Origin of the sequence: Mycobacterium paraintracellulare, assembly GCF_000276825.1 — a bacterium.
GTDB classification, from domain to species: Bacteria; Actinomycetota; Actinomycetes; order Mycobacteriales; family Mycobacteriaceae; genus Mycobacterium; species Mycobacterium intracellulare.
Window position 1 is genome coordinate 4,952,649 of record NC_016948.1, and the last position, 23,888, is coordinate 4,976,536.

Below are 23,888 nucleotides of genomic sequence, written 5' to 3' on the forward strand. Positions count from 1 at the left end.
CTCCTGTCGCGCAGTTCTATTCGGAGAGCTGAAACTCGACTACCTCGGCGACCGCGTTCACGGCTTCGCTCAGCGCGGCGAGGCGCTCGGCGGCCGTCGGGGCCGCCAGCACCGTGTAGCGGTCGGCCGTGCCGATCGGGATGCGCGAGGCCAACGCGAACAGGCGCTCCCCCGCCGGGGCCTGGGGGTCGTGACCCAACAGCACCTCGCGGCCGGGCAGGGTGATCCCGCGCGCCTGCGCGATCCGCTCGAACAGGGCCACCGCGCGGTCTTCGACGTCGAGCAACTGGGCCGGCGAGACCTCGGGTCCCGGCTCGTCGGGCCATAACGTGATCCGCGCGCGCGGATAGGGATCGTCGGGCAGCCATTCGCGCACCCGGATCCGTTCCCCGGTCCGGCAGCGCAGCGCGTACCGGCCGGCGCCCTGGTCGACGCATTCGGTGATCCGCGACAGCACGCCGACGTCGCAACGCTCCTCACCGCCGCCCACCTCGCGCCCCCGCGAGATCAGCACCACCCCGAATGGGTCGCCCGTGTCCACGCAGTGCCGCACCAGCGCCCCGTAACGGGGCTCGAAGATCCGCAGCGGCAGGTCCTGGTCGGGCAGCAGCGCCGACTCGAGCGGAAACATCGCCAGCTCAAGGGATTCCATCATCAGATTTCCAGCTCGGACACCAGGGCGTCGACGACCGCGCGCAGGTCGCCGTCATGTTCCTCGGCCACCCGGCGCTGGCGCTGGTAGGACGCGCCCTGCCGGGGTATCTCGGCCACCGCGGCGAGCTCGTCGACGCAGTTCAACTTTTTCGCGACCGGCTCCAGCCGGTTCAGCACGTCGTCGAGATCCTCGGTGACCAATCGCTCGTTGCTGTCGGCGTCCAGGATGATCACCGCGTCCAGGCCGTAGCGCGCCGCGCGCCATTTGTTCTCCTGGTTGTGCCACGGCGGCATGCTGGGCAACGACTCGTCGGCTTCGAGCCTGCGGTCCAAATCGACCACCAGGCAATGCGTGAGCGCGACCAGCGCGCCCAGCTCCCGCAGGTTGGACACACCGTCGCAGATCCGCATCTCGAGCGTGCCCAGGTGCGGGGAAGGCCTGATGTCCCAACGGACTTCGTCGACGTGGTCGATGATGCCGGTCTTCTTCTGGTCGTAGACGAACCCCTCGAACTCCGACCAGGTCTGGAACTGAAACGGCAGCCCGGCGGTGGGCAGCTGCTGAAACATCATCGCCCGGTTGCTGGCGTACCCGGTGTCCACGCCGGTCCACCACGGTGAGGACGCCGACAGCGCCAACAGGTGCGGGTAGTAGTTCAGCAGCGACGTCATGATCGGCATCACTTTGTTCGGCGACGAGATCCCGACGTGCACGTGCACACCCCAGATCAGCATCTGCCGTCCCCACCACTGGGTGCGCTTGATCAGCTCGGCGTAGCGCGCGCCGGCGGTGAGCTTCTGGGTGGTCCACTGCGCGAACGGATGTGCGCCGGCGCAGAAGAGCTCCATGCCCCGATCCCGCACGATGCGCCGCGCCGGGCCCAGGGTCTGCCGCAGGTCCTCCATCGCTTCGCCCGCGGTTTGGCAGATGCCGGTGACGACCTCGACGGTGTTGCGCAGCAATTCCTTGTGCACACGCGGGTTTTCGCCGATCTCGGCGATCACCGCGGTGGCTTCGTTGCTCAGGTCGCGGGTCTGCGCGTCGACGAGCGCGAACTCCCACTCCACCCCGATGGTCGGCCGTGACGAACGGGCGAAATCGATGCGCGCGTCACGCCTTTTAGCCGGCACCGATGACACCGCATGCCACCCGCTTGCCGGCGTCACCGGTGCTCTTCGTCGTCTCGTCGGGGCCCGGCGTGCCGTTGGTCTGGTTGTAGCGCTCGGCGGGGATGTTGGCGAAGTTGTCCGCGTCGGCGTGAATGATGATCGCGGTCTTCTGCCCGGTGAGCAGGTCCTCCATGGCGAACGCGTCGGTGGTGGTCACCAACGTCCCGGAACCGTCCTTGCGCACCTGCAGGGAGGTCAGGTCCCCGCTGGCGGGTTCGGTGGCGTGTCCGGGCACCTGGAAGTGCCCACCGGCGGACAGGAAGTCGCCGGGCGCACCGCCGTTCGGGGCGACCGAGTTGGGCTCGCACTTGCCCACCTTGTGGATGTGGACGCCGTGAAAGCCGGGCGCGAGTACGCCGTTGGCGGTCGTCTCGATGGTGACCGTCGCGTAGCCGTTGTTGAATTCGAACTTGGCGATCGCGACCTGGGTGCCGTCCGGTGCCTTCAGGTGCGTGGTGACGGTGGGCACCTCCGCCGGCCCCGCCTCCGCGGCCTTGGCGCCCGATGGCGACGGCGATCCCGTCCAGATCGCGGGCGTGGTGCCCGGGACGGACGACGCGTACTGCGGCGTCGAGCAGGCGCCCAGCAGCGCGGCGCAACCGGCCAGAACCAGGGAGGGGGGCAGCTTAGCCATAGCCAGCAGCCTAGCCCGGTGACGATGCGAGCCGGAACGGCTCGCTGAGGAGGCGGGCAATCGAACCGTGCCCGGTGACGATGCGAGCCGGAACGGCTCGCTGAGGAGGCGGGCAATCGAACCGTGCCCGGTGACGATGCGAGCCGGAACGGCTCGCTGAGGAGGCGGGCAATCGAACCGTGCCCGGTGACGATGCGAGCCGGAACGGCTCGCTGAGGAGGCGGGCAATCAAACCCGGCGCTTATCTAGCCGGCGACGAGGACGATGACACCTGGCGGCTCCCCGCTCAGGGCGGGAATGCGCGGTTCGACGGGGGCGCCCAGCTTCTTGCCGATCGCGTCGGCGGTGGCGTGTTCGTCGTCGGCGTCGGTGTAGTAGACCGTGGTGGACGAGACGTCGGGCACGGTCATGTTGTCGACCTTAATGACCTTGAAGCCGGCGGACGTCAGCTGGTCTCCGGTGCGCGCGGCGACGCCCTCTTTGGTGGAGATGTTGTACACCTGCACCTCGGCCTGGGTGGCGGCCGGCTTGTTGCTCGTCGACGTGGCCGACGCGGTGGCGGTCGCGCTCGGTACCGGCGACGCCGAATCGTCGTCAGAGCTTCCGGAGGTGCCCAGCGCCTGCCAGCCGAGCAGCAGGAAGATGACGCCGAGGAACAACAGCACCATCACCATGGCCCGCAGGGGCAGCCCAGTGGAGTCGGGAACTCGTTCTTTCATCGAGCCCTACTGTAACGAGTCAGGTCACCTCGAAGCCGAGACGCCGCGCCGCCCGTGCCTTCTGCCTGCTGGCGCGCAGCCGGCGCAACCGTTTCACCAGCATCGGATCGGCCGCCAGCGCCTCAGGCCGGTCAACGAGCGCGTTGAGCACCTGGTAGTACCGCGTCGCCGACATCGAGAACAACTCCTTGATTGCGTCTTCCTTCACACCGGCGAACTTCCACCACTGGCGTTCGAAGGCCAGGATGTCGTGTTCGCGGCGGGTAAGGCCATCGGCGACCTCAGAATCGTCCCCCGATCGATTTGCCCGCGCCATGGCGCTGTCCATATTGCTTCCCCTGGACCCTTTCGGCGAATTCCGAACTGCTCGAATGACTTGACTTAGCTAAGGGCGTGTTTCGGCGAATATTGAAACACGCCCCAAACCCTCAAGCCGTCATCCAGACCCGCGAGTCGGCCGATTGGCCCAATTGCCCACCCCGAAGATCGGCGGCTGAGCAGCCCACGGGCGTGCGGTAGCTTAGCCGACCATGGCAGTCGTTCCGATCCGCATTGTGGGAGATCCCGTCCTGCATACCCCGACGAAGCCGGTGCCCGTCGCTGCCGACGGTTCGCTGCCCGCGGAGCTGCCGGCGTTGATCGCCGACCTGTACGACACCATGGACGCCGCGCACGGGGTCGGGCTGGCGGCCAACCAGATCGGGGTCGGCTTGCGGGTCTTCGTCTACGACTGCGCCGACGAACGCGGGCGCACCGAGCGCCGGCGCGGCGTCGTGGTCAATCCGGTGCTGGAGACCTCCGAAGTACCCGAGACCATGCCCGACCCGGACAACGACGACGAGGGCTGCCTGTCCGTCCCCGGCGAGTCGTTCCCCACCGGCCGGGCGAAGTGGGCCCGGGTCACCGGGCTGGACGCCGACGGCAACCCGGTCGCCCTCGAGGGCAACGACCTGTTCGCCCGCATGCTGCAGCACGAGACCGGACACCTCGACGGCTTCCTGTATCTGGATCGCCTCGTCGGCCGGCATGCCCGCAGCGCGAAACGCGCCGTCAAATCCCACAACTGGGGCGTCCCCGGCCTCTCCTGGATGCCCGGCGAGGGACCGGACCCGTTCGGTCACTGATGATCTCGTGGCCGGCCCTGGGAACGCGGGTGATGATTCGTTACCGGCTCGCCGAAGGATCAATACCGCCGTTGACCGACGCGGTGGGACACCTGCTGTCGGTCGACCCGGTGGTGCGGCTGCAGACCAAAACGGGCGCGGTCGTCGAATGTTCGCCCGCCGATGTGGTGATGCTGCGGGTGCTGACCTTCGCCCCGGTGCGCACCTCCGACATCCGCGCGCTCGAGCACGCGGCGGCCATGGCCTGGCCCGGCGTCGAACACGCCTGGCTTGAGGGCTGGCTGCTGCGGGCCGGCTCCCCAAACAACAGGGACACCGAGCTGCCCGCGAATTCAGCGGTGCCGCTGGATCTTTCGGCTCGCCTGGGTACCGTACCGGCGATCGTGGACTGGTACGAGCGCCGCGGCCTGACAACGCGGCTGGCCATACCCGATCGGTTGTTGTCGGTGCCGACCGGTTCGACGGGTGAACAGCCCGAAAGCGTGCTGGTGCGCGACGTGTCGGAAATGGCCGCGCGCGAACCCGACCCGTCCGCCGGTCTCTCTGCGCGCCCCGACGATGCCTGGCTGTCGATTTTCGGGCCCGAGGTCGACGTCGACGTGCTCACCGCGGTGGGCAACGGCGAGCTCATGTTCGGGACACTGGGCGGCGCGGCGGTCGCGCGTGCCGCGGTGACCGACGCCCCCGACGGCGCGCGCTGGATCGGGCTGTCGGCGATCCGCGGCGACGACCGGGCCGCGACGGCCTTGTGCGAAGCGTTGTTGGCGTGGGGCGCCGGTCGCGGCGCGACGCGCGGCTACGTCGCCGTCCCCGACGCCGAGGCCGACACCGGGTGGCTGGGCTTCCGCCTGCACCACCACCGCCGCTACTTCCCGGTCCGGCAGGGCGCCTGAAATGCGGATCGCCACCTGGAACGTCAATTCCATCCGCTCCCGGCTGCCGCGCGTCCTCGACTGGCTGGCCCGCACGGACGTCGACGTGCTGGCCATGCAGGAGACCAAGTGTTCCGACAGCCAATTCCCGACCCTGCCGTTCTTCGAACTCGGCTACGAGGTCGCCCATGTCGGTTTCAACCAGTGGAACGGCGTGGCGATCGCGTCCCGCGTCGGCCTCGACGACGTGCAGATCGGATTCGACGGCCAGCCGACCTGGAGCGGCAAGCCGGAGGTCGCCGCCGTCGCGGAGGCCCGCGCGCTGGCCGCCACCTGCGGCGGCGTGCGGTTGTGGAGCCTCTACGTTCCCAACGGCCGCGCGCTGGGCGACCCGCACTACGCGTACAAGCTCGATTGGCTTGCCGCGCTGCGTGATTCGGCGGAAGGATGGTTGCGCGACGACCCCGGCGCCGCGATCGCGCTGGCCGGCGACTGGAATATCGCTCCACAGGACGACGACGTGTGGAGCATGGAGTTCTTTGCCGGCGCCACGCACGTCTCCGCACCGGAGCGCCGCGCGTTCAACGCGATCGTCGAGGCGCAATTCACCGACCTGGTACGGCCTTTCGCACCGGGGCCCGGCGTCTACACGTACTGGGACTACACCCGGCTGCGGTTCCCGAAGCGGCAGGGCATGCGCATCGACTTCATCCTGGGCTCACCGGCATTGGCGAGTCGCGTGACCGACGCGCGGATCGACCGCGAGGAACGCAAAGGCAAGGCCGCCAGCGATCACGCGCCCGTGCTCGTCGATCTGCGCGTCGACTGACGCCGCGACCCGGCGTAGGCTAACTGGCAGCGCAATTCCGTAGATCCCCTCAACTGTGCGATCCACGGTATACATGAAAACAGCGAACGCGAATTGCATGAATACGAAATTGGGCCAGGGAGTCAACATGGGTGTCGTCGACGGAGCGGTTCGCAGCGTGGGGCGAACACTGAATCGTGCGGCATCGGTCACCACCTCCACTGCCGGCGCGGTCGGCGGAGCGGCGGTGAACGGTGTCGTCGGCGGCATCAAGGGCGCCGCGGACGGCATTCAGCAGGGCATCAGCAAGGGCAGCAAATCGACGACGGCCGCCGCGGTGGGCCTGGGAGCGCTCGGCGCCATCGGCCTGATCGAGTGGCCGGTGCTGCTCGCGGTCGGCGGCGGGGCGCTGGTGTTGCAGCGGATCGCCCGCCAGCAGAAGGAGTCGGCCCCGCCGTCCAGGGCAAAGCTGACGACGGTGCCGACCAAGCCCGAACCCGAGCCCCAGACGCGCAAATCGCCGCCGCAAAAGGCCCCCACCAAGCGGGCGGCCGCCAGTAAACCGGCCAAGAAGGCCACCGGCCGCCGCGCCGGCAGCGCCGCGCTGCGCAGCACCAACTGACACGGAATCCTTACTGAACCCTTGAGTATCACAACGTCTCTGCGACGGTCGCTGCCGTCGCGACTGATTTCTGCGGGCCTACAGGCGACAACCGAGCTGGCGCGAGCCGGGATCGAAACCGGTATCGACGTCGCGACGATCCCCCTGCGCGAGGGGGCCAAGGCGCTGTCCGGCGAACTCTCCCGCGCCACGTTGCGCCGGCATTGCTGGCGTGGCAACGGCCGCGCGTGGATCGAGGTGCGCGGGCTGGCGGACGCGGCCGACGGCCCACTCAGTTCAACCGTGCTCGAGGCGATCCTGGCCCATCCCGGCGTGGCGTCAGCAAAGCTGAATCGTCCCCTGTCCCGGGTGGTCGTGGACCTCGACGACCCGGCCACCTCGCTGAGCGACCTCTGCCGCGTCGTCGAGGAAGCCGAAAACCGTTGCCCGCCAACGCAAGATGCCGGCCAACCGGTGTCGGCGAGCCTGCCGGGCGACGGCCTGGTGCTGGCGACCAGGGCGGTCACCGTGGCCGCCAATGCGGCCGGGCTGGGCGTCGCGCTCTTCGGCCGGGCCACGCGGCTACCCCGGCTGCCGGTCACCATCGCCGCGGGCATCACGTTCTTCGACTACCAGCCCTGGCTGCGCCGTCGGCTCGAAGACCGCATCGGCGGCCCCGCCACCGACACGGTGATGACGCTGGTGCAGGCGACCAGCCAGACGCTCTCGCAGTCGCCGACGTCGCTGTCGCTGGGGCTGACGATGCAGTCGCTGAAGGTCGCCGAGTGCCGCGCCGAGGCACGAGCCTGGGAGCAGCATGAGCCCGAGCTGGCGCGCCACGCCGACCAACCGCTGACCCACCGCTCGCCGCGGCCGCAGCCGTCGAGGGGCATGGAGCGCGCGCCCGGTCGCTTCGCCCTCCTTCAGGCGCTCAGCGCCGGCGCGATCGGCGCCGGCACCCGCAACCTGAACATGGCCGCCACCGCGGTGCAGGTGACCACCCCCAAGGCCAACCGGACCACCCCCGAGGCGTTCGCCGCGACGCTGGGCCGCGGCCTGGCCGAGCGACATTCGGTGTTGCCGTTGCGGCCCGAAAGCCTGCGCCGGCTGAACAAGGTCGACACCATCGTCATCGACCCCCGCGTGTTGTGTACCGACACGTTGCGGGTGTCCCGCATCCGCGGCGCGGACGACAGCGAGCTACCCGCGGCCTGGAATCGCGCCCAGCTCATGCTGGAGAACAGCGGCCTGCGCGCCGGCTGGCGCAAGGTGTCCGGCATATCGAGCGGCCGGTCCGGTGCCCAGGTCGAGGCGCTGTTCCTGCCCGCCCACGATCCGCTGGCCTCCGCCGTCGTCGGCGAGGCCAACCGCGCCGGGGCGCAACTGGTGACGGTCGACCACGAGTCGCTCGACGAGTTGCGGCCGGCGTTCGACGAGGTCCGGCCGCTGAAGAGCGGGACCGACAAGTCCATCGACGACGCGCTGGCCGCCGCGGTGGACGACCTGCAGGAGGCCGGCCGCACCGTGGCCGTGCTGTCGTCGACTGCCGCACAAGCCATTTCGTCGGCGCACTTGGCGCTCGGCGTGTTGCCGCAGGACGGCGTGGGTGCCCCGCTGTGGAACGCCGACCTGCTGTTGCCGGATCTTCAGGCCGCCTGGCGGGTGCTGCACGCGCTGCCCGCGGCCGCCGCCGCGACCCAGCGCGGCATCGGGATTTCGGCCGGCGCCACCGCGATGGGGTCGCTGTTCATGATCCCGGGCGTGCGGGGCAACCTCGGAGCCGAAACGGTGAACGTCGGCGCGGCGGCCGGTCTGCTCTCGGGGTACCTGCTCGCCCGCGGGGTCCTGGGCGCGGACACCCCGCGCCCGGCGGCCATGCACGAATGGCACGCGATGTCGGTCGAGCAGGTCCGTAAGGCGTTGCCCGAGCAGGATTCCGCGGCGCCCGTCCCGACGGAGCGAGGCACCCCCGCGGCCCTGCGGCTGGCGGAGACGCCCGCGCAGGCGGTGTGGCAGCTCGCCAAGGCGGTGCGCGCCGAATTGTCCGACCCGCTGACCCCGGTGATGGCGCTCGGCTCGGCCGCCAGCGCCGTGCTCGGTTCGCCCGTCGACGCGATGTTGGTCGGCACCGTGCTCACCGGCAACTCGATCCTGGCCGCCGCGCAGCGGCTGCGCGCCGAGAAGCGGTTGAGTTATCTACTGGCCCAACAGACTCCGCCCGCCCGGAAGGTCATCGTCGGCCCGGACGGCGCGCGCACGTACACGCTCGTCGACGCCGCGCAGCTGCGGCCGGGCGACGTCATCGAGGTGCGCACGCACGAGGTGGTGCCCGCCGACGCCCGCGTCATCGAAGAGGTCGACGTCGAGGTCGACGAATCGGCGCTCACCGGCGAATCGCTGTCGGTCGAGAAGCAGGTCGAGGCGACGCCCGGCGCGCCGCTCGCCGAGCGTCGCTGCATGGTGTTCGCCGGTACCACCGTGGTGGCCGGCACCGCGCTGGCCCTGGTGACCGCGGTCGGGCCCGACACCCAGCAGCGCCGCGCCGCCGACCTCATCTCCGGCGAGCTGTCCTCCGACATCGGTCTGCAGCACCAGCTCGGCCAGCTGACCACCAAGGCGCTCCCGGTGAGCATCACCGGCGGCGCGCTGGTCGGCGCGCTCGGGCTGCTGCGCCGCCTCCCCCTGCAGCACGCGGTCGGCAGCGCCATCGCCATCGCGGTCGCCGCCGTCCCCGAGGGAATGCCGCTGGTGGCCACGCTGGCCCAGGCGTCGTCGGCGCGACGGCTCACGAAGTTCGGTGCGCTGGTGCGAGTTCCGCGCTCGGTCGAGGCGCTCGGCCGCATCGAGGTGGTGTGCTTCGACAAGACCGGAACGCTCAGCGAAAACCGCCTGCGCGTCTCGCAGGTCCATCCCGCGCCCGGGTACTCGCGCGAGGAGGTGCTGCGCTGCGCCGTGCACGCCGCGCCGGTGACCAACGGCGGCACCCAGGTGCACGCCACCGATGTCGCCATCGTCGAGGCCGGTTCGGCCGTTGACGGCTCGGCGTCCGCACCGCCGACCGCGCACCTGCCGTTCCGCTCCGGCAGGTCCTTCTCCGCCTCGGTGACCGGCACCGAGCTGACCGTCAAGGGCGCGCCCGAAGTGGTCCTGGCCGCCAGCGGGGACACCGGCGCGATGGAAGGCACGGTCGCCGAACTCGCCGCCGGCGGCCTGCGCGTCATCGCGGTGGCGCGCCGCGAGCTGACCGCCCAACAGGCCCGGGCGATCGCGGAAAACCCCGATGACATCGCCGAGTACTGCACCGGCGGGCTGACGTTGACCGGCTTCCTCGGCCTGTCCGACACCCCGCGCGCCGAGGCCGCGAAATTGCTCGCCGACCTCGGCGGCCTCGGGGTGGGCGTGAAGCTGATCACCGGCGACCATCCGATCACCGCCAAAGCCATCGCCGCCGAGCTGGGGCTCAACGTGACCGCCGATCAGGTCATCAGCGGCGCCGAATGGGAGGCCTTGTCGCGCAAGGACCAGGAGCGCGTCGCGGCGGAGCGGGTGATCTTCGCCCGCATGACACCGGAGAACAAGGTCCAGGTTGTCCAGGCGCTGGAGAACGCGGACGTGCGGACGGCGATGGTCGGCGACGGCGCCAACGACGCCGCCGCCATCCGGTCCGCCACGGTCGGCATCGGTGTGGTCGCCCATGGCAGCGACCCGGCGCACCTGGTGGCCGACGTGGTGCTGGTCGACGGCAGGATCGACGCGCTCATGGAGGCCATCCGGGAAGGACACCAGCTGTGGCGGCGGGTGCAGTCGGCGGTGTCGGTGCTGCTCGGCGGCAACGCCGGCGAGGTGATCTTCGCGATCATCGGCAGCGCGATCACCGGCACGTCGCCCCTGAACACGCGCCAGCTGCTGCTGGTCAACACGATGACCGACGCCCTGCCGGCCGCCGCGCTCGCGGTCAGCAAGCCCAGCGGCCCGATCGACCCGCGGCTGCGCGGCGCGGATCAGGCCGCGCTGTGGCAGGCGGTCACCATCCGCGGCGTCACCACGGCGGCGGCGACGACGGCGGCGTGGGCGATGGCGGGCCTGTCCGGTCCGCTGAGTAGTCCGCAACGCGCCTCGACCGTCGCGCTGGTCGCGCTGGTGGGGACCGAACTGGGCCAGACGCTGGTGGAGTCTCAGGCCCCGCTGGTGGTGCTCACCGCGCTGGGTTCACTCGGCCTGGTGGGGGTCCTGATCAGCACGCCGGGCGTCAGCCAGCTGCTCGGCTGTACGCCACTCGGACCGTTCGGCTGGGCCCAGGGCCTGGGCGCCGCCGCGGCGGCGACGGTCGCGACCGGCGTGCTGTCACGTGCGCTGACGGGTCGGGACAAATCAAACCCGGAGCCGCCGCCGGATCCCGCCGAGCCTCCCGCTCCGAGTTCCGAATCTCGACCACCCCGGCGCGCCACAACAGCGCATAGAGTTCCAGTAACGGCACCCTGAGCACCGAAGCAATCGACGAAACTAGCGGATCGCCCCCGGTGCCTGTCATCGTCGACATAGGTCCGACGTTGTACGCGTGACCCAGCGAGGCGGGAAACCCTTCATTACCGAAAGGCAAATGATGGCGGAAAAGAAGTCGCGGCGCCAGACGTCCCAGCGCGATGCGGTGGAGAAGATCCGCGAGGGCGAAACGTTTGTGGTGAACCTGCCGGCGATCGGCCAGGTGCAGATTCCCCGGCCCGAGCAGCTGGCCTACTTCGGGGGGTTGGCCGCCCTGGCGGCGTTCGAACTCATCGACTGGCCGGTGGCCGTCGTGATCGCCGCCGGACACCTGCTGGCGAGCAACCACCACAACAAGCTTCTCGAGGAACTCGGCGAGGCGATGGAGGAGGTCTGACCTCGTAGCGCCACCGATAGCGTCGGGCCTGTCGCCGCAGCCGACGTCGAGATCCTAGTCGGCGGGCTCGGACGAAATCCGTTCGTGCACGGTCAGCAGCAAATGGTCGAACTGGCTTTGCACGGCCGTCGACGGCGCCGGCAGGTTGGCCATTTCGTCGAGCAGCTGCTTGGCCAGCGCACGCAGTTTCACGTTGGTCTCCTGCGAGCGCCACTGGAGCACGCGGAAGGCCTGTTGTGCGCTGACCCGGTAGACGGACATCAGCACACCCTTGGCCTGTTCGATGGCCGCGCGGCTCTCAACCAGATCCGGCAGCGCCTCGTCGAGCACCTCCTGGCGGGTCTCGTCGAGGGTGTCGGTGAGGTCGATGTAATAGCCCTCGGTGCCCAGCACGGCGCCCGACTCGTCCAGCATGCGGTCGGCGACGACGATCGCGTCGTGCACCGTGCCCGCGGTGTCGAGGAATCGGTGCCGGCTCGAGAACGATCCCTCCGACTGCAGCGCGTAGTCCAGCAACTCCTGGACGTGCGCGCGGTCGTCGGGATGCTTGTGCGACAACAGCAGTTGGGTCGTCGGCTCCACGTCGTTGGGTTCGTAGCCGTGCATCCTGGCGACCTCGTCGGACCATTCCCAGCGTTGTCCCCCGAACCAGAAGCGGAAGGTGCCGATGTTCAGGTATTCGGACGGCCCACGGGACCGCGCGCCATCGCCGTTCGTGGACGGGTCGCCAGCTTGCACGTTTGCATCTTTCCACTCGGGGGACGTCCTCGGCTACCGCCCCGGAAGATGGGCCGTCGCCCTGCCATGTGTTCCGGCGTGGGGGTAACGTCGCGTGCGGACCCATCCATCAACGCGGGAGCGCATGCCGAGTGCGCTGAGAGGACGGCTCGGGGCCGTCGACCGTACGAACCTGACCGGGTAATGCCGGCGTAGGGAGATGAAAAATGACCGAGACCCTATCGGGAACCGCTGCACCCTCCGTGACCACCGGCCCGATTGCGGGCAGCCACAAGATCTATCGCGATGTTGCCGGCGGACGGGTTCCGTTCCGCCGGGTCGACCTGTCCAATGGCGATCACTTCGATCTTTACGACACTTCGGGCCCCTACACCGATCCGGACGCGACGATCGACCTGGCGGCCGGGCTGCCGGCGCGGCCGGGTGTGGTTCGCGACCGCGGCACTCAGTTGCAGCGCGCCCGCGCGGGCGAGATCACCGCGGAGATGGCGTTCATCGCCGCGCGCGAGGGCATGCCCGCCGAGTTGGTGCGCGACGAGGTCGCCCGCGGGCGCGCGGTGATCCCCGCCAATCACAACCACCCCGAGATCGAGCCGATGATCATCGGCAAGGCGTTTGCGACCAAGGTCAACGCGAACATCGGCAACTCGGCGGTGACGTCCTCGATCGCCGAGGAGGTCGACAAGATGGTGTGGGCCACCCGGTGGGGTGCGGACACCATCATGGACCTGTCCACCGGCAAGAACATCCACGAAACCCGCGAGTGGATCATGCGCAACTCACCGGTGCCGGTCGGGACCGTGCCGATCTACCAGGCGCTGGAAAAGGTCAAGGGCGACCCGACCGAGCTGACGTGGGAGATCTACCGCGACACCGTGATCGAGCAGTGCGAGCAGGGCGTGGACTACATGACGGTGCACGCCGGTGTGCTGCTGCGCTACGTGCCGCTGACCGCCAAGCGCGTCACCGGCATCGTGTCGCGCGGCGGCTCGATCATGGCCGCCTGGTGCCTGGCGCATCACCGGGAGTCGTTCCTGTACACCAACTTCGAGGAACTCTGCGAGATCTTCGCCCGCTACGACGTCACCTTCTCCCTCGGTGACGGGCTGCGGCCGGGCTCGATCGCCGATGCCAACGACGCCGCGCAGTTCGCCGAGCTGCGCACTCTCGGTGAGCTGACCAAGATCGCGAAATCCCATGGCGTGCAGGTCATGATCGAGGGCCCGGGCCACGTCCCGATGCACAAGATCGTCGAGAACGTGCGGCTGGAAGAGGAGTGGTGCGAGGAGGCCCCGTTCTACACGCTGGGCCCGCTGGCCACCGATATCGCCCCGGCGTATGACCACATCACCTCGGCGATCGGCGCGGCGATCATCGCCCAGGCCGGCACCGCGATGCTGTGCTATGTGACGCCCAAGGAGCACCTGGGGCTGCCGGACCGCAAGGACGTCAAGGACGGGGTGATCGCCTACAAGATCGCCGCGCACGCCGGCGACCTGGCCAAGGGGCATCCGCACGCCCAGGAGCGCGACAACGCATTGAGCCAGGCGCGCTTCGAATTTCGCTGGAACGACCAGTTCGCCCTGTCGCTGGATCCCGACACCGCGCGGGAGTACCACGACGAGACGCTGCCCGCCGAACCCGCCAAGACCGCGCACTTCTGCTCGATGTGCGGGCCGAAGTTCTGCTCGATGCGCATCACCGCAGATGTGCGGGCGTACGCGGCGGAACACGGCCTGGACAGCGAGGAAGCGATCGAGGCGGTCATGTCCGAGGGCATGGCGGAGAAGTCTCGCGAGTTCGCCGAGCACGGCAATCGGGTGTATCTGCCGCTGGCACAGCAGTGACCGCAAGCGCGGCTGCGGTGACCGCAAGCGCGGCTGTGGCGATCGCAAGCGCGACTGTGGCGATCGCAAGCGCGGCGAAGCCGGGCGCAGCGGGTCGCCACCAACTGGCACAGCCGGGCGCAGCGGGTCGCCACCAACTGGCACAGCCGGGCGCAGCGGGTCGCCACCAACTGGCACAGCCGGGCGCAGCGGGTCGCCGCCATCCAGAACAGTGAGTTTCCTGCCGCTGCCCGCGCCGGGCACGACACCCCTGCGGGTGTTGTCGATCGCCGGGTCGGACTCCGGGGGCGGCGCGGGCATCCAAGCCGATATGCGCACCATGGCGCTGTTGGGTGTGCATGGGTGCGTCGCCGTGACCGCGGTGACCGTGCAGAACACCGTGGGAGTCAAGAGCTTTCACGAGATTCCCGATGACGTAGTCGCCGGCCAGATCGAGGCGGTGGTCGGCGACATCGGCATCCAGGCCGCCAAGACCGGGATGCTCGCGTCGCCACGCATCATCGACACCGTCGCCACCACGTGGCGCCGGCTCGGACTGACCGTCCCGCTCGTCGTCGACCCGGTGGCGGCCTCCATGCACGGCGACGCGCTCATGGCGCCGGCGGCCCTGGATTCGCTTCGGAATCAATTGTTTCCGTTGGCCACGCTGGTGACGCCGAACCTTGACGAGGTAAGGCTGCTGGTGGACATCGACGTCGTGGACCCGGCGTCGCAGCGGGCGGCGGCCAAGGCCCTGCATGCGCTCGGCCCGCGGTGGGTGTTGGTCAAGGGCGGCCACCTGCGCTCGTCGGACCGCAGCTGTGACCTGCTCTATGACGGCACCTCCTACCACGAGTTCGACGCGGAGCGGATCGCGACCGGCAACGACCACGGCGGCGGGGACACCCTGGCCAGCGCGGCGGCTTGCGCGCTCGCGCACGGCTTCACCGTGCCGGAAGCGGTCGGTTTCGGGAAGCGGTGGGTCACCGAATCTCTGCGTGCCTCCTATCCCCTGGGCCACGGCCACGGCCCCGTCTCGCCGTTGTTTAGGCTGTCATGATGGCTCGCCCCCTCGATCAGATCGCGGGCATCGCGCACGAACCGGACGATGCAAGTCGCCCAGAAGGGGTCGTGGTTCTAACCCACGGCGCCGGTGGTAACCGGGATTCTTCACTGCTGCAACAGGTTTGCGACGAATGGGCCCAACGGGGCTGGCTGGCGGTGCGCTATAACCTGCCCTACCGGCGCCGGCGCCCCACCGGCCCGCCATCCGGGTCGGCCGCCACCGATCGCGCCGGCATCGTCGAGGCGATCACGGTGTGCCGCGACCTCGCCCCCGGGCCGCTGATCGCCGGCGGGCATTCCTACGGCGGCCGGCAGACATCCATGGTGGTTGCCGCCGGCGAGGCCCCGGTGGACGTGCTGACGCTGTTCTCCTACCCGCTGCACCCGCCGGGCAAGCCGGAGCGCCTGCGCACCGAGCATCTGCCCGACATCACGGTGCCGACGGTGTTCACCCACGGAACCTCGGATCCCTTCGGCACGCCCGACGAGCTGCGCACCGCGGCCGCGCTGATCGGCGGAACGACCGCCGTCGTCGAGATCGCCAGCGCCCGACACGATCTGCGGTCCAAGACGCTGAACGTCCCGGCCCTGGCCGTGGATGCCGCGCTACAGCTGCTCGGCCGGGAATAGACAGTCCGAACTGGACAGTTTTGGCTGTCTAATTTAGAGTGGTGCCGTGGATGGCATCAGCGACTCCGCGGCAGCGGCGGCACGCGATATCCGGGTGGTGTTCAGCCGGCTGCGGCGCCGATTGAAGGACATCGCGGTCGACGGTTTGACACCGTCGCAGACGGCGGTGCTCACGCGGCTTTGGAAGGAGGGGCCGTCGTCGGCCAGCGCATTGGCCGGCGCGGAACAGGTGCGTCCCCAGTCGATGGCCACCATCCTGGCCGGATTGGGGCAGCGGGGGCTCATCGAACGCTCCCCGGACCCGAACGATGGTCGGCGACAGGTGGTCTCGCTGACCCCGGCGGGGAGAAAGCGCGCCGAGAGCGACCGTCGGGCCCGGGAGGAATGGCTGGCCCGGACCATCCAGGAGCGCTACACCGAGGCGGAGCGGCGCGTCATCGTCGACGCGCTGTCGCTACTCGAGCGCTTGACCGAACACTGAGAAAGGGGCGTCATCGCAATGGAATTGGGATTGCACTTCATCGACTTTCTACCCGGAGACCCGGCGCGACTGGGCCCGACGCTGGCCGACGCGGCCAAGGCCGCCGAGCAGGGCGGCGCCACGTTGTTCACCCTGGCCGATCACTTCTTCCAAATGGAAGAGCTTGGCCCGGCCCAGGACCCGTTCCTCGAGGGCTACACGTCGCTGGGGTTCTTGGCCGCCCAGACCGCCACGATCGACCTGACCCTGCTGGTCACCGGGGTGACCTACCGCCACCCGGGCGTGTTGGCCAAAACGGTCACCACCCTGGACGTGTTGTCGCAAGGCCGATCGATGCTGGGGCTGGGTGCGGCCTGGTACGAGCGTGAGCACACCGCGCTGGGCATTCCGTATCCGCCGCTGAGCGCGCGCTTCGAAATGCTCGAGGAGACGTTGCAGATCTGCCGGCAGATGTGGAGTGACGACGACGGCCCGTATGAAGGCGCGCACTATCGGCTGGCCGAGACGATCTGTGTGCCGCAACCGATTCGGCGTCCCCCGATCCTGATCGGCGGGGATGGCGAGAAGAAGACGCTGCGCCTGGTCGCGCAGTATGCCGACATCTGGAACAGCATGTCGAATGACGTCGAGGAGCTCGAGCACAAGATCGACGTGTTGCACCGGCACTGCGACGCGGTGGGCAGGAACCCCGCCGACATTCGCAAGACGTCCGGCGGTCTCGCGACGACGGACCCGTTCGAGAACATCGACGAGTACCTGAAGACCGCGGAACGCTACGCCAGGCTCGGTGTGGACATGATCAATGTCGGCCCGCTGCCGGGCAACCCGGACCCGGTCGGGTTCGTCCGCCGCCTGGGTGACGAGGTGATTCCCCGGCTCGCCGAAATAGGCTGATCCGCGGAGTCTTTCGTTATCCCGGATAACGGGAGTAACACGCGTCCGCGTTGCCGGTCACGCCACCACGGAACGCGGCAATGCGGGTGAAGCCGGCGGGCACGCTGGTGCCGTCCGCGTCGCTGGCCACCAGGTGATTGGTGAGTAGCCCGGCGACCGCTTCGTCGAGATCGCCGGCGGTGAGCTGCAATTGGTTGTGCGAGGGCAGCTCGATGGGTTCGGCCATCTTGCGGTGCGCGACGCCGGTCAGGCATGCGGTGCGCAGCGCGGTCCACGGGCTCTGCATCGGCAGGCCGCGCTCATGCTGCACCGCCAGTGCGTATCTCGACATCACGAGGGACAGGGCCGTGTCGTCGCCTTGCGGCAGGGACTGTTCGCTCTCGTCGGCGACCCTGCCCATGACGGCGAGCTTGGGCAGGTCGACCGCGATGGTGTTGGTGCCCGGACAGTAGGACGCCGGTGGGGTGGGTTTGGCGTCCGGGCAATTGGCGGGCTGGTAGGACAGCACCGGCGGATTGGCCGGGGCGAAGATCTTGCCCAGCAGTTCCATCAGGGTCGACAGGGTGTCCTGGTTGATCGGGACCTCGCCGGTCTCCGGCGTTCCGGTGCTGAAGTCGACCCGCAGGGCGTTCGGCAGATCGCCGCGGCGCTGCTCGATCTCCCTGCGGTCGATCGCCGCGCACGCCGAGGCGCCGGTGAGGAAACCCATTTGGAAGGCGCTGATCCGGTCCAGGGCCGAGCCGTGTGCGTCGTCGTTCTCGGTCTCGCTGTCCATCACCGGGTCGCGCGTGGTGATGATTCCGGCCAGCACGTGGTCGAGGCCGTCGGCGGTGCTCAGCGTGAAGCGCGGCGACTTGCCGTCGGCGACCCAGAACAGATAGACACCGGCGAAGCAGTCGGCCTGCTGTTCGTGGACGATGGTCGGGTCCCGTCTGGTCACCAGCTTCGCCATCTGCTGCAACGCGTGCCCGAATTCGTGGGCGAGCACGCCGGTGACGGACATGTCGCCGAAGTACTTTTGCGCGACGGGCATGAACACGCCGCGGTCCCAGGCGATCAGGTTGCAGCGCGACGTGTAGAAGGCGTTGACGAGCTTGTAGGTGTCGTTGTGGCACACGATCGGGCTGCTCGGGTCGTTGGAGTCGTAGGACACCATCTTGCTGACGGGAGCGAAGGTGCCCTTGAGCGATCGGCTGTACGCCGACTGCCAGTAGTCCTCGATGTCGTTGACCGAGAGCAACGCCAACCTGTCGATGGGTCCGTTGTCGGTGTTGAGAACCTTGCCGGTGGGGCTGGGTGCGTTCGAGCGGATCCCGCTGGGCCCGTTGGTCGCGGGCAGCCCGCCCACCAGGAACGGGTCGTTGAGCATCGACAGCGCGCGCCCGTCGACGAATGTCGTGCAGCCGGCCACCACCAGCACCGCCGCCGCCCAGACCAGTGCCGACCTGAGCGCATGGCTATTCATGACCAACCTCATCCCGACCGGCGACACGGCAGCACCAAGGGGACTCATTCTAGAGGTGCCGACTGTCCGCGGCGGGCGAAATCGAGAGACCCAGCAAACCCCGGCAGGACGCGGCTGCGCTAGAAAGGCGGTGGCTCGCCGTCGCCTTCGGCTGACGGCTCGGCGTGTCGAAGGCCTCGCGATGGTTACGTAAGCCCGGCTATATTGACGGTCATGTGGACGGTGCCACTGAAGGCCAAAGACACCACAAAGCCATTCGGATCGACCGCCGCGCGAAATCGCCGCTGCAGTGGTTGAAACCGCTCAGCGCGCGGACCTTGGCGTGGCGTTCGACGAACTCGATGCCAAGATCAACGCCGGCATGGACGCCTACGCGATTCCGGGCGTCGCGGTTGCTATCTGGGTCGACGGCCAAGAATTCGTCAAGGGCTACGGGGTCACCAATGTCGACCATCCGTTGCCCGTCAACGGCGACACGGTCTTCCGAATCGGTTCCACCACAAAGACTTTCACAGGAACCGCGATGATGCGCCTGGTCGAGCAGGGCAAGGTAGACCTGGATTCACCCGTGCGCCGCTACATCCACGACTTCGCGGTGACCGACGAGTCGGTCGGCGCCACGGTGACCGTCCGTCAGCTGCTCAATCACACCGGGGGCTGGGATGGCCGCAACGGCCAGGACTTTGGGCGTGGCGATGACGCGGTGGCGCGCTACGTCGACGCGATGACACACTTACCGCAGCTGACGGCTCCGGGAACCGCGTTCGCGTACAACAATTCGGGTCTCGTGGTGGCGGGGCGCATCATCGAGCTTGTCACGGGAACAACCTACGAGTCCGCCGTGCAGAAGCTGGTACTTGATCCGCTGCAGCTGGCCCACACCCACTACTTCTCCGACCAGATCATCGGTCTGAATGTGGCGGCGCCGCACGCCGTGGTCGGCGGAAGACCCATTGTCGAAAGCGAGTTTTGGGCTTTTCCACGCAGCTGCAATCCCACCGGTGGGTTGATGTCCACGGCGCGAGATCAGCTGCGCTACGCGCGGTTCCACCTCGGCGACGGCAGCGCGCCGAACGGCGAGCAGATTCTGAGCCGACGGTCGCTGGAGGCAATGCGCTCGAACCCGGGCGCGGGCGGAACGCTTTGGGTCGAGCTGACCGGGATGGGGGTGACCTGGATGCTGCGGCCGTCCGCGGAGAATGTGACCATCGTCGAGCACGGCGGTACCTGGAAGGGGCAACGTTCCGGTTTCTTCATGGTGCCCGATCGCGACTTCGCCATGACCGTACTCACCAACTCCGACGGCGGATTTCATCTGATCAACGATCTTTTCGCCCGCGACTGGGCGTTGCGAAGATTCGCAGGAATCAGCAACCTGCCCGCCGCACCGCAACGCCTCGGCCCCGCCGACCTGGCACCCTACGAGGGCCGGTACGTCGCCGGGCAAGTCTCGCAAAATGGCAGTCTCGAGCATACGGTCATCGAATTCCGGGCGAGGGACGGCCAGCTCGCCGGAACCCTGACTGATGCCAACCCGGACGGCCCGGATACCGCCGAATTGGGGCTCGCCTTTTACCGGCCCGATTACGGGATCGACATCGGACCCGACGGCAAACCCACCGGCAGTCGGTCCAACTTCGTCCGCGGAGCGGACGGCAACATCGCCTGGTTCTGCACCCTGCATGGGCGCCTGTTCCGACGCCAATAGCACCGCACCGATGAATCCACCCAACGCGGACAGCCGACGACGAGGCCGCGGCTAAGGTGGCCTGATGCCGCGCACCGACGACGACAGCTGGGATCTGGCGTCGAGCGTCGGCGTCACCGCGACGATTGTCGCGGCCGGGCGCGCGATGGCCACCAAGGATCCGCGCGGTTTGATCAACGATCCGTTCGCCGAACCTCTGGTCCGTGCGGTGGGATTGGATCTGTTCACCAAGATGATGGACGGCGAGCTCGACATGTCGGCGATCGCCGACGTCTCACCGGCCGTGGCCCGGGCGATGGTCGACGGAAACGCGGTCCGCACGAAGTACTTTGACGACTACGCCCTCAACGCCACCGGCCGCGGGATTCGACAGGTGGTGATCCTCGCGTCCGGGTTGGACACCCGGGCCTACCGTCTGCCGTGGCCGACCGGGACGGTGGTGTACGAGATCGACCAACCACAAGTGATGGAGTTCAAGGCGACGACCTTGGCCCGCCTCGGCGCCCGATCGTTGACGACGCTGCGCGCCGTGTCCGTCGACTTGCGCGCGGATTGGCCGACGGCGGTGCGCGCCGCCGGCCTTGACTCGGCGGCACCGACGGCGTGGCTGGCCGAGGGGTTACTGATGTATCTGAGGCCAGAAGACCAGGACCGGCTGTTCGACAACATCACGGCACTCAGCGCGTCAGGAAGCAGGGTAGCCACCGAATTCGTCACCAGCATCGTGGATTTCGACGCCGAGCGAGCGCGGACGATCTCCAACCCGTTCCGCGACCATGGCGTCGACATCGACCTGGCTTCCTTGGTCTACACCGGCCAGCGCAACCACGCCCTCGACTACCTCGGCGCCAAGGGCTGGCAGCTCGAAGGTGTGCCGCTGGCAGAACTGTTCCGGCGCAGCGGCCTCGATGCGCCCGCTCCAGACGACGACGACACCCTCTTCATCAGCGGCGCTCTGGCCTGACTTGGCTCACGTATCGGGATTGGCGGCCCGGTTTTGTCGGTGGTGGCTGTGATGATGTGGTCATGTCGTCGATCGCGTCCGCTGAGGCCGTGGTGGTCACTGCGAGTGACCGCCTTGAGGTGTTGTTCGAGGAGTTGGCGGAGTTGAGTGGTCAGCGCAATGCGATCGACGGGCGCATTGTGGAGATCGTGGCCGAGATCGACCGCGACCAATTGTGCGGTGTGACCGGGGCGCGCTCGGTGCCGGCGTTGGTGGCCTGGAAGTTGGGGTGTTCGTCGGCCAACGCGCACACGCTGGCCGCGATCGCGGCCCGGCTCGAGGAGTTTCCCCGCTGCACCGCCGGCATGCGAGAGGGTCGCCTGTCGGCCGATCAGGTCGGGGTGATCGCCGCACACGCAGGCGAGGGATCTGATGAGCATTACGCGCAGCTGGCCGCGGTCGCCACGGTGAACCAGTTGCGTACCGCGGTCAAGCTGGAACCGCGACCGCAACCCGAACCTCGCCCCGATCCTGGGCCCGAGCGTTCGATCACCACGACCACCGACGAGGCGGGCAGCTGTTACCGGATCAGACTTCCGCACCACGACGCGGCGAAGTTCCACGCGGCGTTGGCGTCTCATCGTGATGCGCTGATCGCCGAGTGGAAGCGCGATCACGACAATGGCGAGCACGCCGGTGCTCAGGTGCCGCCGTTGCCTACCACCGCCGACGCGTTTATGCGCCTGGTCGAGGCGGGCTGGGACGCCGAGGCCACCCGCCGCCCGCATGGCCAGCACACCACCGTGGTGGCACACCTCGACATCGAGCAGCGCGTCGCCGCGCTGCATCTGGGTCCGCTGCTGCCCGATGCCGAACGCCGCTACCTGACCTGTGATGCCACCTGTGAGGTCTGGTTCGAACGCCACGGCGAGGTCATCGGTGCCGGCCGGACCACGCGGGTGATCAATCGGCGGCTGCGCCGCGCGCTCGAGCACCGTGACACCATGTGCGCGGTGCCCGGTTGTGGTGCCACCCGTGGTTTGCACGCCCACCACATCCGGCACTGGGAAGACGGCGGCCCCACCGAGTTGGCCAACCTGGTGCTGGTCTGCCCGTATCACCACCGGTTGCACCACCGTGGCCTGATCACCATCACCGGACCCGCAGACGCTCTCGTGATCACCGGCGAGGCCGGCCGAATCCTCAGCCCGGGATCACTGGCACACCCACCCACCGGGCCCCCGCCCGCGGTACCGCCCTGCCCCGGTCCTACCGGGGAACGCGCCCACTGGTGGTGGTATGACCCCTTCCAACCCCAACCACCACCGACAAACAACTAGCCCGGTCAGTGCTGTCGATCAAACACGCTGGGGCATAACGGGATTCGTTCACATCACTCGGCCGCCTAGCTCGTCGTGCACCTCATCAGCATCCACGGTCTGCGTGCGCGCCAATGTGGTGGTTGTCGACCTGCGTTTGTTGGCGCCGGTTCGCGTTGGCGCGATTGCAGACTCCCGATATCCGGGATCCCACATATCCCGGAGGTTCGCGAGCAGGGCGGCGCCCCTTGCCAATCGGTCCAGTCGCCCTCGGCTCATTGAGTTTCGGGCGAATAGCGCCACCCAACACCTCGTTTGTATGCGATTCTTTGGCCAGAGTGGTGCGGAACGGCGGAGGAAAAGGTTCGGATTGGTCGACGAATTCCCGGGGGTGGCGGCGCGAGCGAAAAGGGAGGATTGGCGGTGCGGAGAGACGACGATAGCTGGGATCTGACCAGCCATGTCGGCGCAACCGCAACGCTGGTGGCCGCAGGCCGTGCCAGAGCCACCAATTCGGCCGAGCCGTTGATCGAGGACCCGTTCGCCGAACCGTTGGTCCGCGCGGTGGGTATCGAATTCCTCATCAGATGGGCCACCGGAGAGCTCCGCGCGTCCGACGTCGACGATCCCGAGGCGGCGTGGGGTCTACAGCGAATGACAACCGAGTTGGTGGCCCGCACCCGCTACTTCGATCAGTTCCTCGCCGACGCCACTGCCACCGGAATCCGACAGGCGGTGATCCTGGCGTCCGGCCTGGACACGCGCGGCTACCGACTGTCGTGGCCGCCCGGGATGACGGTGTACGAGATCGATCAACCGGATGTGCTGGCATTCAAGGCCGAAACCCTGGCACAGCTGGGCGCCGAGCCGACGGCACATCTGCGGATGGTGCAGGCCGACCTGCGCCACGACTGGCCGGCCGCGCTGCTGCGTAGCGGATTCGACCCGGCGCAACCGACCGCCTGGATCGCCGAAGGACTGTTCGGTTATCTGCCCCCGGAAGCCCAGGATCGCCTGCTGGACAACGTCACCCATCTCAGCGCGTCGGAAAGCCAGATGGCCATGGAGACGTTCGTGGGATCGTCGGATCTGGACTCCCAGCGGGTCGAAGAGATCATCCGCGGTGCGACTCGCAGCTGGCGCGACCATGGATTCCATCTCGACATCTGGTCGCTGAACTATTCCGGGGCCCGCAGCGACGTTTCCGACTACCTCGACAACCACGGTTGGCGCTCGGTGGGGACCACGGCCGCGCAGCTGCTGGCCGATCACGGCCTGCCCGCGATGCCCGGCAATCACCGCCCGCCTTCCGACAAGCCCAGCTACTACATTTCGGTTCTCGCGTGATAGACGCGATG

At 68.4% G+C, this 23,888-nt stretch carries 22 protein-coding genes, 1 pseudogene and 1 riboswitch; of the genes and pseudogenes, 15 read left to right on the forward strand and 8 right to left on the reverse strand.

The annotated features are described in order from the left end of the window. Positions 1 to 16: 16 nt before the first annotated feature. From OCQ_RS23050 to OCQ_RS23070, 5 genes are all read right to left on the reverse strand, one after another. Positions 17 to 655: an LON peptidase substrate-binding domain-containing protein gene (locus OCQ_RS23050; protein WP_009952566.1), complete on the reverse strand. Its 639-nt coding sequence runs from the start codon at positions 653 to 655 to the stop codon at positions 17 to 19. Continuing rightward, a complete protein-coding gene (locus tag OCQ_RS23055; protein WP_008261359.1) occupies positions 655 to 1,785 on the reverse strand; it encodes a glutamate--cysteine ligase in 1,131 nt (376 codons plus the stop codon). The genes OCQ_RS23050 and OCQ_RS23055 overlap by 1 nt, the downstream gene beginning before the upstream one ends. Beyond that, on the reverse strand, positions 1,775 to 2,458 hold the full coding sequence (gene sodC, locus OCQ_RS23060; protein ID WP_009952568.1) for a superoxide dismutase[Cu-Zn]: 684 nt from the start codon (positions 2,456 to 2,458) through the stop codon (positions 1,775 to 1,777). The genes OCQ_RS23055 and sodC overlap by 11 nt, the downstream gene beginning before the upstream one ends. A 245-nt stretch (positions 2,459 to 2,703) precedes the next feature. Next, a complete protein-coding gene (locus tag OCQ_RS23065) occupies positions 2,704 to 3,177 on the reverse strand; it encodes a LytR C-terminal domain-containing protein (protein WP_043955429.1) in 474 nt (157 codons plus the stop codon). Between the two features lie 19 nt (positions 3,178 to 3,196). Beyond that, the gene (locus OCQ_RS23070; RefSeq protein ID WP_008261362.1) at positions 3,197 to 3,505 is read right to left on the reverse strand and encodes a DUF3263 domain-containing protein; all 309 of its coding nucleotides are present in this window, start codon (positions 3,503 to 3,505) and stop codon (positions 3,197 to 3,199) included. Positions 3,506 to 3,707: 202 nt separating this feature from the next. On the opposite strand from OCQ_RS23070, the gene OCQ_RS23075 reads away from it, so the two are divergent. From OCQ_RS23075 to OCQ_RS23095, 5 genes are all read left to right on the forward strand, one after another. Next, positions 3,708 to 4,301 (forward strand): peptide deformylase, encoded by a 594-nt coding sequence (locus OCQ_RS23075; protein WP_009952571.1) that lies wholly within the window; start codon positions 3,708 to 3,710, stop codon positions 4,299 to 4,301. Next, complete coding sequence (locus tag OCQ_RS23080) at positions 4,301 to 5,194, forward strand: N-acetylglutamate synthase, CG3035 family (protein WP_014385894.1); 894 nt, start codon at positions 4,301 to 4,303, stop codon at positions 5,192 to 5,194. Before OCQ_RS23075 ends, OCQ_RS23080 begins: the two co-directional genes overlap by 1 nt. Position 5,195: 1 nt before the next feature. Continuing rightward, the gene (locus tag OCQ_RS23085; protein ID WP_009952573.1) at positions 5,196 to 6,002 is read left to right on the forward strand and encodes an exodeoxyribonuclease III; all 807 of its coding nucleotides are present in this window, start codon (positions 5,196 to 5,198) and stop codon (positions 6,000 to 6,002) included. A gap of 127 nt (positions 6,003 to 6,129) precedes the next feature. Beyond that, entirely contained in the window at positions 6,130 to 6,603 is a 474-nt protein-coding gene (locus tag OCQ_RS23090) for a hypothetical protein (RefSeq protein ID WP_008261371.1), read from the forward strand. 21 nt (positions 6,604 to 6,624) lie between these two features. Continuing rightward, positions 6,625 to 11,064 (forward strand): cation-translocating P-type ATPase, encoded by a 4,440-nt coding sequence (locus tag OCQ_RS23095; RefSeq protein WP_014385895.1) that lies wholly within the window; start codon positions 6,625 to 6,627, stop codon positions 11,062 to 11,064. Here the strand turns inward: OCQ_RS23095 and OCQ_RS27375 are convergent. Then, positions 11,045 to 11,122: pseudogene (locus tag OCQ_RS27375) on the reverse strand (hypothetical protein); the annotation flags it as partial. The gene OCQ_RS23095 and the pseudogene OCQ_RS27375 sit on opposite strands and share 20 nt — an antisense overlap. Before the next feature lie 63 nt (positions 11,123 to 11,185). Here OCQ_RS27375 and OCQ_RS23100 point away from each other — a divergent pair. Next, entirely contained in the window at positions 11,186 to 11,461 is a 276-nt protein-coding gene (locus tag OCQ_RS23100; protein ID WP_008261377.1) for a hypothetical protein, read from the forward strand. Between the two features lie 54 nt (positions 11,462 to 11,515). On the opposite strand, the gene OCQ_RS23105 is transcribed toward OCQ_RS23100, so the two are convergent. Beyond that, a complete protein-coding gene (locus tag OCQ_RS23105; protein ID WP_014385896.1) occupies positions 11,516 to 12,199 on the reverse strand; it encodes a PAS and ANTAR domain-containing protein in 684 nt (227 codons plus the stop codon). 104 nt (positions 12,200 to 12,303) lie between these two features. Then, positions 12,304 to 12,414: riboswitch (TPP riboswitch) on the forward strand. Here OCQ_RS23105 and thiC point away from each other — a divergent pair. The 5 genes from thiC (at position 12,406) to OCQ_RS23130 (ending at position 17,095) form a co-directional block, all read left to right on the forward strand. Further along, a complete protein-coding gene (thiC, locus tag OCQ_RS23110) occupies positions 12,406 to 14,046 on the forward strand; it encodes a phosphomethylpyrimidine synthase ThiC (protein WP_008261381.1) in 1,641 nt (546 codons plus the stop codon). (Overlaps the previous riboswitch by 9 nt.) Before the next feature lie 211 nt (positions 14,047 to 14,257). Next, a complete protein-coding gene (thiD, locus tag OCQ_RS23115; protein WP_014385897.1) occupies positions 14,258 to 15,085 on the forward strand; it encodes a bifunctional hydroxymethylpyrimidine kinase/phosphomethylpyrimidine kinase in 828 nt (275 codons plus the stop codon). Next, positions 15,085 to 15,720: an alpha/beta hydrolase family protein gene (locus OCQ_RS23120; protein ID WP_041785248.1), complete on the forward strand. Its 636-nt coding sequence runs from the start codon at positions 15,085 to 15,087 to the stop codon at positions 15,718 to 15,720. Before thiD ends, OCQ_RS23120 begins: the two co-directional genes overlap by 1 nt. Before the next feature lie 46 nt (positions 15,721 to 15,766). Further along, the gene (locus OCQ_RS23125) at positions 15,767 to 16,201 is read left to right on the forward strand and encodes a MarR family winged helix-turn-helix transcriptional regulator (protein WP_008261391.1); all 435 of its coding nucleotides are present in this window, start codon (positions 15,767 to 15,769) and stop codon (positions 16,199 to 16,201) included. An 18-nt stretch (positions 16,202 to 16,219) separates the two neighbouring features. Next, positions 16,220 to 17,095 (forward strand): LLM class F420-dependent oxidoreductase, encoded by an 876-nt coding sequence (locus OCQ_RS23130; protein WP_014385899.1) that lies wholly within the window; start codon positions 16,220 to 16,222, stop codon positions 17,093 to 17,095. A 16-nt stretch (positions 17,096 to 17,111) separates the two neighbouring features. On the opposite strand, the gene OCQ_RS23135 is transcribed toward OCQ_RS23130, so the two are convergent. Further along, positions 17,112 to 18,560, reverse strand: a complete 1,449-nt coding sequence (locus OCQ_RS23135; protein ID WP_041785814.1) for a neutral zinc metallopeptidase — start codon at positions 18,558 to 18,560, stop codon at positions 17,112 to 17,114. Between the two features lie 277 nt (positions 18,561 to 18,837). On the opposite strand from OCQ_RS23135, the gene OCQ_RS23140 reads away from it, so the two are divergent. The 4 genes from OCQ_RS23140 (at position 18,838) to OCQ_RS23155 (ending at position 23,877) form a co-directional block, all read left to right on the forward strand. Further along, a complete protein-coding gene (locus OCQ_RS23140) occupies positions 18,838 to 20,268 on the forward strand; it encodes a serine hydrolase domain-containing protein (RefSeq protein ID WP_232065640.1) in 1,431 nt (476 codons plus the stop codon). Positions 20,269 to 20,332: 64 nt separating this feature from the next. Then, a complete protein-coding gene (locus OCQ_RS23145) occupies positions 20,333 to 21,232 on the forward strand; it encodes a class I SAM-dependent methyltransferase (RefSeq protein WP_008261399.1) in 900 nt (299 codons plus the stop codon). A 62-nt stretch (positions 21,233 to 21,294) separates the two neighbouring features. Further along, complete coding sequence (locus tag OCQ_RS23150) at positions 21,295 to 22,551, forward strand: HNH endonuclease signature motif containing protein (RefSeq protein WP_041785817.1); 1,257 nt, start codon at positions 21,295 to 21,297, stop codon at positions 22,549 to 22,551. A 402-nt stretch (positions 22,552 to 22,953) separates the two neighbouring features. Then, a complete protein-coding gene (locus OCQ_RS23155) occupies positions 22,954 to 23,877 on the forward strand; it encodes a class I SAM-dependent methyltransferase (RefSeq protein ID WP_041785251.1) in 924 nt (307 codons plus the stop codon). Positions 23,878 to 23,888 lie beyond the last annotated feature (11 nt).

Excerpts from the sequence above, each read along its gene's own strand:
- OCQ_RS23050 (WP_009952566.1), bottom strand. The coding sequence starts at position 655 with ATGATGGAATCCCTTGAGCTGGCGATGTTTCCGCTCGAGTCGGCGCTG.
- sodC (WP_009952568.1), bottom strand. The coding sequence starts at position 2,458 with ATGGCTAAGCTGCCCCCCTCCCTGGTTCTGGCCGGTTGCGCCGCGCTG.
- OCQ_RS23065 (WP_043955429.1), bottom strand. The coding sequence starts at position 3,177 with ATGAAAGAACGAGTTCCCGACTCCACTGGGCTGCCCCTGCGGGCCATG.
- OCQ_RS23070 (WP_008261362.1), bottom strand. The coding sequence starts at position 3,505 with ATGGACAGCGCCATGGCGCGGGCAAATCGATCGGGGGACGATTCTGAG.
- OCQ_RS23075 (WP_009952571.1), top strand. The coding sequence starts at position 3,708 with ATGGCAGTCGTTCCGATCCGCATTGTGGGAGATCCCGTCCTGCATACC.
- OCQ_RS23080 (WP_014385894.1), top strand. The coding sequence starts at position 4,301 with ATGATCTCGTGGCCGGCCCTGGGAACGCGGGTGATGATTCGTTACCGG.
- OCQ_RS23085 (WP_009952573.1), top strand. The coding sequence starts at position 5,196 with ATGCGGATCGCCACCTGGAACGTCAATTCCATCCGCTCCCGGCTGCCG.
- OCQ_RS23090 (WP_008261371.1), top strand. The coding sequence starts at position 6,130 with ATGGGTGTCGTCGACGGAGCGGTTCGCAGCGTGGGGCGAACACTGAAT.
- OCQ_RS23100 (WP_008261377.1), top strand. The coding sequence starts at position 11,186 with ATGGCGGAAAAGAAGTCGCGGCGCCAGACGTCCCAGCGCGATGCGGTG.
- thiC (WP_008261381.1), top strand. The coding sequence starts at position 12,406 with ATGACCGAGACCCTATCGGGAACCGCTGCACCCTCCGTGACCACCGGC.
- OCQ_RS23120 (WP_041785248.1), top strand. The coding sequence starts at position 15,085 with ATGGCTCGCCCCCTCGATCAGATCGCGGGCATCGCGCACGAACCGGAC.
- OCQ_RS23130 (WP_014385899.1), top strand. The coding sequence starts at position 16,220 with ATGGAATTGGGATTGCACTTCATCGACTTTCTACCCGGAGACCCGGCG.
- OCQ_RS23135 (WP_041785814.1), bottom strand. The coding sequence starts at position 18,560 with ATGAATAGCCATGCGCTCAGGTCGGCACTGGTCTGGGCGGCGGCGGTG.
- OCQ_RS23145 (WP_008261399.1), top strand. The coding sequence starts at position 20,333 with ATGCCGCGCACCGACGACGACAGCTGGGATCTGGCGTCGAGCGTCGGC.
- OCQ_RS23150 (WP_041785817.1), top strand. The coding sequence starts at position 21,295 with ATGTCGTCGATCGCGTCCGCTGAGGCCGTGGTGGTCACTGCGAGTGAC.